This is a genomic window from Pristimantibacillus sp. Z349TD_6 (assembly GCF_056173205.1).
This window is the reverse complement of sequence record NZ_CM149662.1, coordinates 604,275-619,363: the sequence shown is the minus strand read 5'-3', so window position 1 is coordinate 619,363 and position 15,089 is coordinate 604,275. Positions and strand designations below refer to the sequence as shown.

General features: G+C 45.5%; 11 protein-coding genes. 4 read left to right on the top strand and 7 right to left on the bottom strand.

The features are described 5' to 3' along the window. Positions 1-591: 591 nt before the first annotated feature. A complete protein-coding gene (locus AC0VYE_RS02740; protein WP_475445874.1) occupies positions 592-1,014 on the bottom strand; it encodes a hypothetical protein in 423 nt (140 codons plus the stop codon). 164 nt (positions 1,015-1,178) lie between these two features. Here AC0VYE_RS02740 and AC0VYE_RS02735 point away from each other — a divergent pair, with 164 nt between their 5' ends. The 4 genes from AC0VYE_RS02735 (at position 1,179) to AC0VYE_RS02720 (ending at position 4,073) form a co-directional block, all read left to right on the top strand. Further along, positions 1,179-1,847, top strand: a complete 669-nt coding sequence (locus tag AC0VYE_RS02735; protein ID WP_475445872.1) for a hypothetical protein — start codon at positions 1,179-1,181, stop codon at positions 1,845-1,847. A 126-nt stretch (positions 1,848-1,973) separates the two neighbouring features. Then, positions 1,974-2,870 (top strand): manganese catalase family protein, encoded by an 897-nt coding sequence (locus AC0VYE_RS02730; RefSeq protein ID WP_076268410.1) that lies wholly within the window; start codon positions 1,974-1,976, stop codon positions 2,868-2,870. Between the two features lie 114 nt (positions 2,871-2,984). Continuing rightward, entirely contained in the window at positions 2,985-3,665 is a 681-nt protein-coding gene (locus tag AC0VYE_RS02725; protein WP_475445869.1) for a TraX family protein, read from the top strand. A 189-nt stretch (positions 3,666-3,854) separates the two neighbouring features. Next, the gene (locus tag AC0VYE_RS02720) at positions 3,855-4,073 is read left to right on the top strand and encodes a hypothetical protein (protein WP_076268411.1); all 219 of its coding nucleotides are present in this window, start codon (positions 3,855-3,857) and stop codon (positions 4,071-4,073) included. A gap of 128 nt (positions 4,074-4,201) precedes the next feature. On the opposite strand, the gene AC0VYE_RS02715 is transcribed toward AC0VYE_RS02720, so the two are convergent. From AC0VYE_RS02715 to AC0VYE_RS02690, 6 genes are all read right to left on the bottom strand, one after another. Then, on the bottom strand, positions 4,202-6,001 hold the full coding sequence (locus tag AC0VYE_RS02715; RefSeq protein ID WP_475445866.1) for a methyl-accepting chemotaxis protein: 1,800 nt from the start codon (positions 5,999-6,001) through the stop codon (positions 4,202-4,204). Between the two features lies 1 nt (position 6,002). Continuing rightward, positions 6,003-7,316 carry a putative bifunctional diguanylate cyclase/phosphodiesterase gene (locus tag AC0VYE_RS02710; protein WP_076268412.1) on the bottom strand — a complete coding sequence of 438 codons (1,314 nt, stop codon included), beginning with the start codon at positions 7,314-7,316 and terminating at the stop codon, positions 6,003-6,005. Positions 7,317-7,540: 224 nt separating this feature from the next. Further along, a complete protein-coding gene (locus tag AC0VYE_RS02705) occupies positions 7,541-8,269 on the bottom strand; it encodes a response regulator transcription factor (RefSeq protein ID WP_076268413.1) in 729 nt (242 codons plus the stop codon). A 102-nt stretch (positions 8,270-8,371) separates the two neighbouring features. Then, positions 8,372-12,220 (bottom strand): response regulator, encoded by a 3,849-nt coding sequence (locus AC0VYE_RS02700; RefSeq protein ID WP_475449405.1) that lies wholly within the window; start codon positions 12,218-12,220, stop codon positions 8,372-8,374. Positions 12,221-12,387: 167 nt separating this feature from the next. Then, on the bottom strand, positions 12,388-13,383 hold the full coding sequence (gene mgrA / locus AC0VYE_RS02695; RefSeq protein WP_076268415.1) for an L-glyceraldehyde 3-phosphate reductase: 996 nt from the start codon (positions 13,381-13,383) through the stop codon (positions 12,388-12,390). Positions 13,384-13,492: 109 nt separating this feature from the next. Further along, the gene (locus AC0VYE_RS02690; protein ID WP_256710908.1) at positions 13,493-14,938 is read right to left on the bottom strand and encodes an HD-GYP domain-containing protein; all 1,446 of its coding nucleotides are present in this window, start codon (positions 14,936-14,938) and stop codon (positions 13,493-13,495) included. Positions 14,939-15,089 lie beyond the last annotated feature (151 nt).

Sequence of the window (15,089 nt, the reverse complement as noted above, 5' to 3'; positions counted from 1 at the left end):
TACCACTGGTCGATTAAGCCATGGATATTATAAAATTCGGTATTGCGCGGCGCTAGGTCAAAATCATTCAGCTCGGGCTGATTGTACAACCTCGCCGCCATTTCATGAAAACACCCGTGAAGATTGTACTCAATAAAGCTGCCCAGCTGATCGGCTGTAGCGAATGAACGCGGATTGTTCTGTACTCGCTGCTCTGCGCCTGGATTAAAGCAGGAGGAACGCCTGATCTCCTCAGGCACTTGGTTCCAGCCAGCAATCCAGCTGCGGTCATAACCCATCGAATCATGCCAGCTGTATACCCTATTAATAAAATCTCGATGAAATTTCAGAAACCGATCGCCATAACCCGGCGGCGGTATCGTTCCCGGAACCAAATGATTCGTATGATGCCATACGCGGTGCTCATCTAACAACGCTTGCGGAAAATTAGGTATTCGCGGCATCCTCTTTCCCTCCAAACTTATACATGATTCTCGTCTCTCACTCCTATAACGTATGCAGCCCATACAACTCCTGTGATATGCCTCCTTTTTAAATAACAAAAAGGACTGCCAACATAGAATATTGACAGCCCTTCCTATTAAATTGAAATTACCAAAAATGACGACGGCATTCATCTACTTCTCTTTTGACGCAAATATCAAATGAGACGGTTACATCATGATTTCTTCCGAACGCACAGAAAATTCTTACACAGTCCTTGTCGCGTGTGCAGAAGAAGTTAACTACACGGCAATGGCAATCGATTAAGTTTTGAACGGCTCTTGCATCACGACATCGTATCGCTCTCACAAGTTTTGCAGCAGTGCGCTCATCCTTCAACTGTTTAAAAATATCACTTAACTCAGCTCCTGCTTCTTGCATCGCTTCAACTGCCGGGTCTTCTCTGCGGCCGCAGCTTTTTTGCTCCACTGGGCTTATGCACTCAGAAGAGATCCGAGCTCGGCTATTTGTTTTGCTTGTTTTACGAGCCGCTTTCACATTGCTAACTTTCAGTATTGATTTAGCAGACATATTACTCCACCTCCCTCTCGAACATACTCTATTCTATGTAAATTTAAGAGAGTTGCATGGACGAGTATCGCCCTCCATATGTTGAATTTAACCTTCCGTTGTTGTATGACCCGCTCGCTTCCTGCATACCTATATGACATACCATACGAATGGAGGTCTTTGGCTTGGCAGAAAATATGATGAGCATGGGCAATATCGGCAATATGGGCAATGTGCCAAACCCCGGCAACTTGGGGAGCATGAGCAATATGCCGAACGCTGGGAACGCGGGCAGCATGCCAAACATGAACACCATGAGCAGTATGCCGAATACAGGGAATGTGGGCAGCATGTCCAATATGAGCAACATGGGCAGTATGCCGAAAGCAGGCAATATGGGCAACATGTCCAATATGAGCAATATGGGCAATATGCCAAACGTTGGCAGTATGGGTGGCATACCTAATATGAGCAACATGCAAAACGCAGGCAGTATGGGCGGAATGCCCAATATGAGCAACATGCAAAACGCAGGCATGGGCGGAATGCCCAATATGAGCAACATGGCAGGCATGGAGAAACCCGCTCCAGTGATCTATGAAGCCGAAGCGCAGCACACGGCAATGGTGATGGAGGTACGCGATAGGATTATGAACATGTGCGGCGGACATATGCATAAATACGTTTGCGTCCAGACCATCGATGGACATGTATTTGAAGGCAAGCTTATGCATATCGATCATTGCATTCTTTATTTGCAATGTACGATGCGAGACCCGCGCGCTTTCATGAACCCGTACAATGCGGTGCTGCCACTCGTTCTGTATGAGCTTCTTGTCATCACACTGCTCTAAGTATCAAGTTAGGCTTTGATACATTCGACAAAAGCATGTCCCTTTTGACATCGACGGTCTATGACTGCGAAAGCTGTCATACATATGCATAGAATGAAACGTCGATGAAATGAGGGGAGTAGACTCATGATTGAACGGATAAATCGGCTTCAAATAGAACTCCCGCCATCACCTTACGCGGATGCGAACGCCGCGGCAGCAGTGCAAGAGCTGCTTGGAGGAAAATTTGGTGAAATGTCCACCTTAAACAACTACATGTATCAGTCCTTTAATTTCCGCGAGAAAAAGAAGCTTAAACCGTTCTACGACCTAGTATCCAGCATAACAGCAGAGGAATTTGGCCATGTGGAGCTTGTTTCGACAGCTATTAATATGGTGTTAACAGGGACAACAAGTCCCGGTGATCCAAATTCTGCTCCACTAAAGGAAGGCATAAATAAGCGCAACAGCTATTTTTTTATACAAACCGGTCAAACCTCGCTGCCAGGTGATTCGATGGGACGCGCATGGACTGGTGATAATGTATTTAGCAGCGGCAATCTCGTGCTTGATCTGCTGCATAATTTTTTCTTGGAGTGCGGAGCACGAACGCATAAAATGCGAGTATTTGAGATGACGGATCATCCTACAGCAAGGGCAATGATTGGCTATTTGCTCGTTCGCGGCGGCGTCCATGTCCTTGCCTATGCCAAAGCGCTCGAAATCGCAACGGGTGTTGATGTGAAGAAGCTTATCCCTATTCCCGACCTTAGCAACAACAGCTTCGAAACGGCTCGAAAATACGAAGCAATGGGGCTTGGCAACAAGCTGTACACATTCAGCCAGAACGACTACAAGGATATTGTCCTCATTTGGAATGGACAAAATCCGCTTACCGGCGCTGAGCTTGAGGTCATTCAGGGCGCACCGCAAGGCGCACCTATGCCTGATTTGAGCGAGCTTCCAGAAGAGTTTGCGCCAGGCATCTCGCAAGAGGATTTTATTGAAATTGCCCGTCGGCTGCAAAAAAACGCTGGACTATAATCAAGTCATGCTTCAAGGAAGACCTCCTTATGCGCGCAAAGCGGCTTGGAGGTCTTCCTGCTCCTATTCCCTCGTTTTCCTATGTTATACTAAACAAAAGGCGAGGGAACGAAGGTGATTGCGATTCAAGTTTTGGCTATGCTTACTATGCTTATTGATCATATTGGTCTGTTGTGGTTCCCTGAGAACGTCATTTGGAGAATCATTGGACGGCTGGCACTCCCCTTCTATGCGCTCGCTATTGTCCTCGGTTATTACCGAACGAGCAATCTGGATCGTTATCTGAAACGGGTAGCATGGATCGCGCTTTTATCACAGCTGCCTTATCAATTTGCTTTTTACCGGCTTGAAGTCAATACGGTAGGCACTTTATTCGTCTGCCTGCTGCTTCTGCGCCTTCTAGATAAATGGAACGGCAAGCCGCTTCTGCAAGTTCTGCTTTGCCTTTCACTCGCTGGACTTCTCGAGTTTATGCCCTTCAGCTATGGCGCATATGCTGCACTGCTCGTACTCATTTATCGCTATGCTCAAAATCAATCCTTTGTTGTGTTTCACTTCTCCTTGGAAGTGGTAAGCATCTTTATAAAGGAATGGTTCATACAGCCCTTTAGCATATTTGCTACTATTCTTATGGTCTATGTGCCTGATTTCATGCGCAGCCTCGAAACCATCAAAGTACCGCGCTTCGTTTGGCGCAGCTTTTATCCGCTTCACTTGACGCTCATCGCAATCGTTTATTATGCAACCAGCAGCGAAAGCTTTAAGGAAATATTTCGTAAGCTATCATTCAGTTGATCATTCCGCCAGTTTTTCTATGGCTTTCATACATGAGATTGCAGCTGCTACACCTCTCAAGCATGTGCAGTAATTGTCGAACATGTTAGAAAAGTGTAAATAAAGTAAACAAAATTCTGACCACATATTCATAAGGGGCTAAAATATTTACGTTAGAATGGAGGAAATTGATCGGAGGTGTTATAGGAAATGATGAAAATCGTTACCTTTAAAAGTCGTTCTGTCCCAGTCTACTACCCTAATGAACAATCGGCATCCATAGATCTGCTTCATCATAAATTGTACGAACTAGAACTCGATTTTGACTTCCGCAAAAAGTGGAGAAGAATCAAATCTGTTGAAATGGTGCGTGATGTCGCTATTTTCCAGTATAACGACGGCACAAAGCTCTACCTTGAAGTATGTTAGATAACTCGTAAAGAAAGACCTGCAGGCAAAGTGCCCGTCAGGTCTTTTTGTGTTTTTATCAATCCCATTCACCTAAAAAAAGCCCCAACAGCATATCGCTGCTAGGGCATTACTCATTCTCCTTTAAGCTAAACCTTAAATTTCATAATTTCCTTCTGCAAATGCTCTGCCATATTGGCAAGCATAGCTGATGCCGCTGCAATTTCTTCCATCGATGCCGTCTGCTGCTGCGCCGCTGCAGCTACAGATTGCGTACCAGAAGCCCCTTCAACCGCGATATCAACGACCTCTTTAATCGTCAGCATCACCTGCTCCGTACCTGCTGCAATACCATTTGCTGCTTGCGAAACCTCATCAATTTGCTCAGCGACCTGCATAACCTCGTCCCGTATAGAGCCAAACATGCGGCCTGCTCCTTCAACTGCTTGGATGCCGCCGGATACGACAGTGCCCGCATCATTCATCGCCAGCACCACACGTTCCGTCTCCGTGCCAACAGCCATAACAATCTTCGTAATATGATCGCTTGATTCCTTCGTTTGCTCTGCCAGCTTGCGAACCTCGCCAGCTACAACCGCGAAGCCTTTGCCATGCTCGCCCGCCCTCGCCGCTTCTATTGAAGCGTTCAGTGCTAGCAGATTCGTCTGAGCAGAAATGTCTGATATAACCTGCACCATTCTAACGATTTCCGTGGATCGATTCCCAAGTCCTTGTACGGCTGCAGCCAAACTATTAAAAGATAGCTGGATTGATTCCATTTGAACAACTGCCTGCTGCAGCGTCTCGTTTCCTTCTGTTGCCTGGCGGGAAGTTTTTTTGGCTGCATGTGACGCTTGCTCCGTGCTGACCGCAATTTGCTGAACGCTTGCCGACATTTCATGTATAACCTGAAAGCTCTGCTCAGCACTAGCCGATTGCTTCTCAGCCCCATCTGCTACCTTCTGAATTGTATATGCGATATGTTCGCTTGCATGACTGGTTTGCTCACCACTAGCCATAAGTTCCTCCGAGGAAGCGGCTACCTGATCGACGCTGCTCCCCACCTCGTGCACAAGCGTTTTAAGCTGCTTTACCATTTCATTAAAGCTTACAACAAGTACACCTGTCTCATCTCGGTAATGGCAAATAATTGGTTCTATTTGAAGATTACCTTTTGCAACCTCCATCGAAAGCGCAGAAACCTGCTTGATTGGCCGTGTCATGCGGATCGTAAACAGTATTGTCGCTGCCATACCGACCGCTATCGTAATTAATAAGGTAACGATTGTAACCGTCACAATCTGTTCAGCACCCTTATTAAAATCCTGCATATATGTTCCCGAGGCAATAATCCAGCCCCAGTGAGGGTCCTTCTCTAAGTAAGTAATTTTCGACGCCAGTTCATTCTCTGTACCCGGAAGCGCCCAGGTATAATAAACAAAACCGCCACCCGACTCCGCTTTCTTCATGAAAGCATCCGCAACAGGGAGGCCCCATTCAGAATCGAGCACAGGTTCTCCATCGCCGTACTTAAGTCCAGCAAGACTGCTGCCCTCCATCGTGGGATGGGCAATCGTGAGTGAATCTTTGTCTAATGCAAAAACATAACCGTTTTCGCCGAGATCAATGCTTTTATTGATAGGCCGTTTGCCTGCCTCATTTTTTGGCCCAAGCATAGAGACTTTGACGAACTCCTCTGCTTTGGCACGGTCAATCGCTCCTGCTTTCACCTGTGTGTCAAGCAATGCAATTAAACCGATGGTGCTTTTAACGCTATTTTGAAGCAGCTTCTCGCCGCCGTTGTCCAGTTCGCTAACAGCAGTATTGTAACTTAAAGTACTAACTAGAATGCTAGGAATTAAAAGAAGCGACAAGCATAACGCCATTAGCTTTATACGAATCGTAGGTTTGATCGATCGAAGATTTTTTAGCTTGCTCAATAGACTCACTTTACAGTTCTCCTTTAGTCATCTTCTTTGCTGTGTATTCCGAACGTCGTATCATGGATATATCAAGCACGTCAGGTTCCTGTGGTTTGCCCAGAAGGAATCCCTGTACATAATTGCAACCCCATTCGCCTAATAATTCGTATTGTTCCTTGTACTCTACTCCCTTGGCAATTACTTCAAGACCAAGCTTATGAACGAGATTAATGATGCCTTCAACGATAATGCGATCCGCGCTTTGTAGATCAATGTTTCTAATGAATGACTTATCGATCTTAAGGCAATGAATCGGCAATTGATTCAAGTTGGTGAGGGAAGAGAAGCCTGTTCCAAAATCGTCTAGTATGATTCGAACGCCAGCTGCTCGAAGCCAGCTAAGTGTAGTCATGGCTGTAGTTGAAGTATGAAGCATACAGCTTTCCGTTATTTCAAGCTCAAATGAGGAGGGCGCAAGCTCATATTCCTTTAACACATGCAGCACCGTTTGTGAAAAGGTCGGATCTTGCAGCTGAAGAGAAGATATATTAATTGACATGTTAAGACTATTCAAACCATATTTGCTCATGTTCGCGAGCGTTTTGCACGATTCTCTAAGCACCCATTCTCCAATAGGTACAATGAGACCGCTATGCTCTGCTATAGGTATAAATTCTGTAGGTGAAATATCGCCAAGCTCAGGATGCTGCCAGCGCAGCAGCGCTTCAAATCCTCTAAGCTTGCCGTCCTCCATGCGATAGATAGGCTGATAGCTGAGGTGAAATTGCTGTAAATATAATGCCGGTCTTAACGCCGCTTCGATAGCGATGCGTCGGTTAAGCTTATTCGTATCTTCCAAATTATAAAATCTTGCTCGATTGCCGCCCTGCTCTTTTGATTGGTATAGGGCAGACTCCGCTCGGCATATGAGCTGTTCGCTTGTTCGTCCATCCTTCGGGTATAACGTAGCCCCAATACTCGAGGTCAAATACAGCTCAGCTCCGTTAATATCGATGGGACGCTCAATCGCATTTTTGATAGCCTCCACAGCTTGCATGCTTTGACATTCATCATGTTCTACAGGCATAGCTACCATAAATCTGTTTCCACCAACTCTACTCACCGTTGTAGCAGCCTTTCTAGCTTCAGCCAAACGCTGCCCCATCATGAGGAGTACATGGTTGCCAAACTCTGTTCCTTTGGTTTCATTTAAGCGATAAAATTTATCCAAATCCACCAACGCCACCACCATCCGCTTGCCTGCTGCACGTACGACATTTACGGCCAATTCCAGCTGTGCAAAAGCCTCCTTGCGACAAGGCAAACCGGTCAACGCATCCATGTTGTTCGACCACCATCCTTTTCCATTTCCGTAATATACACTCATTTTGCCATACAACTATTAGAAAAATTAATGAGCAATATTTAGAACATTGTTAGATAATTTAATACCCGTTCTAACAACCTTACAATTAGGAGAATGGCAGCGAATATTCAAAGTACTGCTGGGCAAAAAAAAAGAATCACTCCATGTTATAGAGTGATTCTTCTTACATAATAGCTTATTCAGCTTTGATTCTTGCTCGTATGCTGAGCGGTATACTTATAGCCGAATCCCCAAACCGTTCGAATGAGCCGCGGTTCCTTCGGGTTCTGTTCAATCTTCTTGCGAAGGTTGACGATATGTACGTCTATCGCACGGTCTGTTACGAAGGAATCAAAGCCGCGAATCGTATTTATAAGTTCTTCCCTGCTAAACACCTTGCCCGGATGTGCAAGAAATAATTTCATCAGCTCATATTCCGAGAAGGTTGTTTCAACTAACTTCCCGCGAACCAGCAATAGGCGTCTCTCAAAATCAAGCTGAATGAGCTCCCCCTCTTCGGTCGCTTCCACTGCTGCTGAAACCTGCTGCGCTGTCTCTGTCTGCATCGTATTCGATCGACGAATTAACGCCTCTACCCTAGCTGTCATTTCGTGCATGCTGAATGGTTTGCACATGTAATCATCCGCTCCAGCCTTTAAAGCCTGAACTCTTTCTGACACTTCGCTCTTCATGGATAGAATCATAATCGGTACGTTAGAGCGCTTTCTAATTAGCGCACACACTTCCATTCCGTCCAGATCGGGCAAGATTAAATCAAGCAGCACCAAGTCCGGATTAAACTCTGATGCGAGTCTTAATCCATCGTCCGCTCTATAAGCTTGCATGACAGAATAGCCTTCCTCGGATAAATACATAGACAGCATATCACTCATCATGACGTCATCTTCAATAACTAAAACCTTATACATTGTCGTCACCCTTTTTGAGGATTGAAGATTTCTGTCGAATATTTTTTGTATCTCTACTATACCTTAACGTTATTAAAGGAACAACAAGTTGTTAGAAATTTGTTAGGTTTTATTGTCGAATACATCTTTCGCTTTCCGAAGCCCATCCAAAAGCCGCTTTAACGTCACCTCTAACTGATTAATAGCTTTTTGCAAATTGTCCGACTCAAGCTCCGGCAGCTTCACGATTCGCTCAACCTCACAAGCCGCCTCTAACAATTCATAGGCGGATAAATAACCGGCAGCCCCCTTAAGTGTATGAGCCATTCGTTTGACAATTGTTAGCTCCGATTGCTTAACCATCATTCGCAGCTGGTCTGCAAATGAATCGTAATCAAGCATAAATTGCTCCATCATATGCAGCAAGATCGGCAGTTTTCCATTCACTCTTGCTAGTGCGCTTTCAACGTCCATGCCGTCAATAGACGGCAAACTATCTATATTTGCTGGTTCTAATGCACGTGAACGATCATTTAGACCCGATTTGACGACCGGCTGAATAGTCGAACCGTTGATTTCCTTCAGCCAATAGGAAATGACATTATGAATTCGCTCGGAGGAAATAGGCTTCGTTACCACATCATTCATCCCCAGCTTCAAATAACGCTCGTGATCATTGCGAAGCACGTTTGCCGTTACGGCAATAATCGGAATATGATCATATTTAGCTTGTGTGCGAATGATGCGAACCGCTTCCGATCCATCCATTATCGGCATATGAATATCCATTAATATAAGATCCCAGCGCTCTTCACCCAGCTTAATCAGCACTTCTTCGCCATTCTCAGCTAAGCCGACCTCGTAGCCCCGCTCCTTCAAAATTTCGATTGCAACCAGCTGATTAATTTTATTGTCCTCTGCTAACAAAATCCGCGTATTTGTCACATTTTGTTGAATCGTTGCTACTGACTCGATTTCTTGTTCCTTCCCATCCGTGCCTTTATGATCGAGAACACTTTCAATTGCACGAAGCATAGCCGTCCTCATGATAGGCTTAATTAACAATGTGACCGGTCTTTGCTCAGCAGGAAGCTGCATCATTTCGTCGCGTCCATAAGAGGTCGTCATAGCAATGGTTTTGACACCGGCTAGTTCCGCATCACGATGGAATTCAAGCCAGGTTTCTGCACCGTACATATCCGGCATCTCCATATCCAGTACGATAAGCTTCGGCAGTGCGCCAGCTCCAATGCGGCGCAGGCGATCTCTAGCCATTTTCCAAGAGTGAAATGGAATAGGTGTCAAGCCAAACGATTCGATAATATCGCTCCAGTGCTCCCGCATTTCGTCATCATCCTCTACGATCCATACGGGCTGCTCCAATAAATCCTGATGTACCTGCAAACGCGGTTCGGTATACTTATGAATAATAGTAAATGGCAGCGTAAAGTAAAACTCGCTTCCAACAAGCGCTTTACTGGTAACCTTTAGCTTGCCTCCCATTAATTCAACAAATGATTTGGATATGACAAGTCCAAGTCCTGTTCCACCAAATTTCCGTGTTGTTGATCCATCCGCTTGCGTAAACGGTTTAAAGAGCTTCTGGACCTGCGCCTCGCTCATCCCAATCCCCGTATCCGAGATGATAAACTTCACGTTAACCCCTTTATCCGTCTGCTCCACTATCTCCAGCTTCAGCCTTACTTTTCCTCTATTCGTAAACTTGATCGCATTCATGCATAAATTGAGCAGCACCTGCTCAAGACGCAGCGCATCGCCAATAATCGTTTGCGGCAGTTCCTCTGGCGTATCAATAATGAATTCAAACTGCTCTTTACCGCCCATAAATACGCTTAATTGATCGGTGATTCGGTGCATCAGCTCCTCAGGCTGGAACGGCTGACGTTCGATGTCGACCTTGCCTGCTTCAATTTTGGAGAAATCCAAAATATCATTAATAATCCGCAGCAGTGTCTCCGAGGATGTATTCATCTTATCCATATAATCCTTCTGTGACGAAGACAGCCCTGTCTTGCGCATTAATTGCGTCAAGCCGATAATGCCATTAAGCGGCGTGCGTATCTCATGGCTCATGAGTGCCAGGAATCGGCTCTTCGCTTGATTCGCTTCTTCCGCTTCGAGCGTGGCACGAACAAGCTTCTCCTGCACCATCTTCTGCTCCGAAATATCTCTTGCTATACAAGAGAAAAACAGCTCACCCGTATCTTCATCCTTATGCGGCACAATGACCATGGAAACGTACAGCGCCTCGCCATTTCGCTTCATCAACTGCGCGTCGCTTTCCCAGTAACCAAACTCTTTGGCGAGCGCAGCTCCTCTCACAAGCTCCGAATACATTTCTGGATGAGAATATTCCTCTACCATATGCACCTGATCCGCATTGCTTTGCAAGCCCAGCATTTCTCTGCCTGCCCCATTCATATAGACGAGCTTGCCTCTTGAGCTGACTGAAGCTATTAAATCCTTGGCTGATTCAACGATGTCGAGCAACCGGTTGCGTGCCTTCTCTACATGCTTGCGGTCGGATATATCGAGCACCATGCCTACAACGCCAGAGAACCGCCCATTGCGGTCACGCAAACCATTCGAGCTGTGCAGCGTTGGAATTCTTGTTCCGTTTTTATGAATAAAGGTCCATTCCCTCTCATAGGAGAAGCTCGTGCTGCGGAGCTCCTTGAATACTTCAAGACCAGGCTGAACCGTTCTGCCAAGCTGTTCGCTAAGCTTCTCAGCTTCCAAGCGAACCTCATCTAGATCCATGAACAACAGCGGTGTAGCGCTTCCAGCCAGCTCCGAAGTCTTATAGCCCAGCATCTCTTCAGCTGTTTTATTCAGATAAGTGACCTTATACTGATCGTCGAGTACGATAAATGCATATTGATTCTGATTAATGATTGCCTCAAGGCGATCGAACATTTCTTGCAAATGCTCCATCATGCCGTTCACAGAATGACCAAGCTGACCAATCTCGTCATATGGCTCAACTTCAAGATGCTCAGCCTCGAAGCTCCCCGCAGCAGCCTGCTCCGTAACGCCCAAAATACGTTCTAACCGCTTCACAATACGTTCGAAGTAGAGAAAGAAGAAGATAACAATAATCACTTCTGAGACGGCAATCGTCGTGAAAATACGCCAAAAGATCGGCTTTACCTCTTCTTCCAGCTTGGACATTGGCTCTTGCAATGCAAAACGCCATGGCGTTTCACTCACCTTTGTATGAAAAACCGCGTACGATCTTCCCGCTATATTAATTTCCGAAACACCCTCATAGGAGCCAAGCATCTTCTCCGCAATCGGAGACAAGGAAGACTTCTCATGAAATAAGCCCTTGCTAATGATCTCTTGGTTATCAGAGCTATAGATGATGCCGCCTTCATCATTGAACAAGCGTATAATCGTTTGATCGCCTGTAAATTCAATGAATGGCCGAAGTGTCGCCATGACAATAGAGGCATACACAACTCCTTTGAGTTCATTCGTAGCCCCATATACAGGTACAACAATAAATGATTGCGTAGCATCAGAAAAAGAAGGCTTAAATGGGTCCGTAATGACCACTTTGCCTGTAATCGACTCCTGAAAAAATGACTCCATGCTCATATCTCTTCTAATACCATCGGTACGCAGGCTTATACCCGATTCATCAATATACCCAATCGAGTGATAGATAAAGCCACCACGAACGAGCTCACGTCCAAAATAATGAAGACGCTCCTCATCTGTGCCAAAACGGACAACCTCTGTTCGGCTCATCACAATAACCTCCGCCTTGCGGATAGCCATCCATGACGCCAATTCGTTTGCACGTTTGTTTTGCATACTGCTTGTTTTCTCGATTTCGGATTTAAGCATTGCATCCTTGACCGCAGAATAGTTGCCTATTCCGGCAATTAACAACGGAAAAAAAGAAATGAGAACAATCAGGATCAAACCTTTTGTACGCAACGACATTTTTTTCAAACCACTTCCACCTTCCGCTACGCATGAGCCAAATCTGCCTGACTTTGACACTATTATATCTCTTTCAACTATTATTTGGATAATAAAAAAACGCTAGAGCCTGCATGCCGCAACACTGCGGTTAGCTGCTCTAGCGTCTCATAATAATTTATACTAAGTTATTCGGCTGCAAGCACCGATTCAATCCGGCTAAGCTCCTCATCGCTGAAATCAAGACGGCTTAATGCTGCGACATTATCATCAATTTGTTCAACACGACTTGCTCCGATCAAAGCCGAAGTTACTCTTCCGCCTCGGAGTACCCAAGCAAGAGACATTTGGGCAAGCGATTGTCCACGATGCTGTGCAATCTCATTCAACTGCTTAATTTTATTCAATGTGCTGTCTGTAATATGATCCGCCTTCAGAAACACACTTGGTCCTCCAGCGCGTGAATCAGCAGGAACACCGTTCAAATAACGATTCGTCAGCAAGCCTCCAGCAAGCGGAGAGAATACGATCGAACCAATGCCTTCTTCATCCAAAACATCCTGCAAGCCGTTCTCGATCCAGCGATTGAACATCGAATAGGATGGCTGATGAATAAGGAAAGGCGTACCTAGATCCTTCAGAATAGCGGCCGCTTTAGCTGTTTGCTCTGGATTGTAATTCGAAACGCCGACATACAGCGCTTTTCCTTGGCGCACAATATGATCAAGAGCCCCCATCGTTTCTTCAAGCGGTGTATCCGGATCTGGACGATGGTGATAAAAAATATCGACATAGTCAAGGTTCATCCGCTTCAAGCTCTGATCCAAGCTGGAAATCAAATATTTGCGTGAGCCCCATTCGCCATAAGGGCCTTCCCACATATAGTAGCCAGCTTTGGTTGATATAATAAGCTCATCACGATATGCTGCAAAATCTTGTTTAAGTATTTGGCCAAACATTTCTTCCGCTGAGCCCGCAGGCGGTCCATAGTTATTCGCAAGATCGAAGTGCGTAATGCCTAAATCAAATGCACGGCGTACCATGGCACGCCCATTCTCATGACGGTCAATGCCGCCGAAATTATGCCACAATCCTAAGGAAATTGCCGGCAGCTTTAAGCCGCTTCGTCCGACACGGTTATACTTCATGCTCTCATACCGATTATTAGCCGCTAAATAAGTCATGTTCAATATTCCCCCAAACCGTTATTGGAATCGCTTATTGTGCTAATTAATCAACAACAAGCTGCTTCCCGTATATTGTACAACTGCAGCTTGCCAAATGGAAATGCAACTATTTGATCATCCTTTTCTCCAGCTTCAAATGCGGACTGTTGCGGACGGTTTCCTCGAAAAAGCTCGTTTGCTCCCGAACAAGACGCTCCCATGCCTGAACGCACACAGGGTCGAAATGTCGCCCGCTCTCCTTTAGGATAATTTCCATAGCTGCCTCATGCGACATCGCCTTTCGGTAAGAACGTGACGAGGTCAAGGCATCATAAACATCTGCTACGGCAGTGACCCGTGCAAGCAGCGGTATCTGTTCACCTGCAAGCTGATCAGGGTATCCGCTGCCGTCCCACTTCTCATGATGAGACCTTATAACAGAAAGCTCCTCCGGCATAAAACCTAATCTTTTGCACAAATCGTAGCCCGATATAGGATGCACCTCAATAATTTCACGTTCCTCAGGTGTAAGCTTGCCTGGCTTGTTCAAAATCGTATCCGGTATTCGCAATTTGCCAACATCATGAACTAATCCGCCTTGTGCAATCGCTCTTAATTCAGCTGAGCTGAGTGAGAGCTCCTCTCCCAGCTTCAAAGCATAGAGGGCTACCCGATAATTATGGCCTGCTGTGTAAGAATCACGTGCTTCCGTTGTCATCACCAACTCTCGAACGCTTGAAGACATATAGGTGTTAATCCAATCCCGCGGATTGGCTCGGAACATCAACTTAATAGAGGCTGTAATGGATTTGGAGCTGACATATTGATTTACAATACCCCAAACCATGACGACAACTGAAGCAAGCAATAAGAAATGGTAAAGCCACCAGCTTATATTCCAAGCCTCGCCACTAACGATAATCAGCTGTGCAATAATCATCCAGCCTGAGCTGTACACGATGGCGAGCTGCAATGGAAAACGAGAGGATATGTACGCTTGCAAATACCGATATATTGTCCAGCCATTCAAAGCGATCGTAAATAGGCTTGCGGCCCATTTCATTGGCAATTCCTTAAAATGTAGAAATAGAATAAGATTCGGGTGAAACCAAAGGATGGTGCAAAGGGCAAGAAGCAAGGATATCCATAAGGGCAAAAGCATTCGCTGCAACTGCGCAAACCATTTGATGAGAGGACGATCTACAGATATAGAGGACAACCACAACCATACAACGGCCAGTATAACGCTAAGCTGAGCAGTGCTGCCTGCAGTACTTGAGTGATGCGTTAAAAAACCAGGGGTAGATAAGCCATGCAGAACAAACAATGCAGATAATGATACATAAGATAACGATAGAAAACTAATCTTAATATTGCGAAGGGTAATCGCGACGAAACCTACAGCAATAGCAAGGATCAGTGAGATCATGGCTACGAGACTGACGATATAAAAATGCTCTTGAGGTGCGTTAATGCTCTTATCAAGCTCCGAACCTCGCAGCGCAAAATAGCCTGCCAACGGCAAAAGCATTAATAAAACTAAACGTGTGTATACCCACATATTTTTGCGCAAGCTTATTCCTCCTAGATGTCGTTCTTTATATGTATTTGCTGGTAAACAAACCGCCTGTGGGAGGCGCAAAATGTAAAGCTTCATCAAAAACCAACATGAAACTTGTAGGATAATGTTGGATATTCGTCTTTTACTATCATATCATCACGCA

Excerpts from the sequence above, each read along its gene's own strand:
- AC0VYE_RS02740 (WP_475445874.1), bottom strand. The coding sequence starts at position 1,014 with ATGTCTGCTAAATCAATACTGAAAGTTAGCAATGTGAAAGCGGCTCGT.
- AC0VYE_RS02730 (WP_076268410.1), top strand. The coding sequence starts at position 1,974 with ATGATTGAACGGATAAATCGGCTTCAAATAGAACTCCCGCCATCACCT.
- AC0VYE_RS02720 (WP_076268411.1), top strand. The coding sequence starts at position 3,855 with ATGATGAAAATCGTTACCTTTAAAAGTCGTTCTGTCCCAGTCTACTAC.
- AC0VYE_RS02710 (WP_076268412.1), bottom strand. The coding sequence starts at position 7,316 with ATGGATGCGTTGACCGGTTTGCCTTGTCGCAAGGAGGCTTTTGCACAG.
- AC0VYE_RS02705 (WP_076268413.1), bottom strand. The coding sequence starts at position 8,269 with ATGTATAAGGTTTTAGTTATTGAAGATGACGTCATGATGAGTGATATG.
- AC0VYE_RS02700 (WP_475449405.1), bottom strand. The coding sequence starts at position 12,220 with ATGTCGTTGCGTACAAAAGGTTTGATCCTGATTGTTCTCATTTCTTTT.
- mgrA (WP_076268415.1), bottom strand. The coding sequence starts at position 13,383 with ATGACTTATTTAGCGGCTAATAATCGGTATGAGAGCATGAAGTATAAC.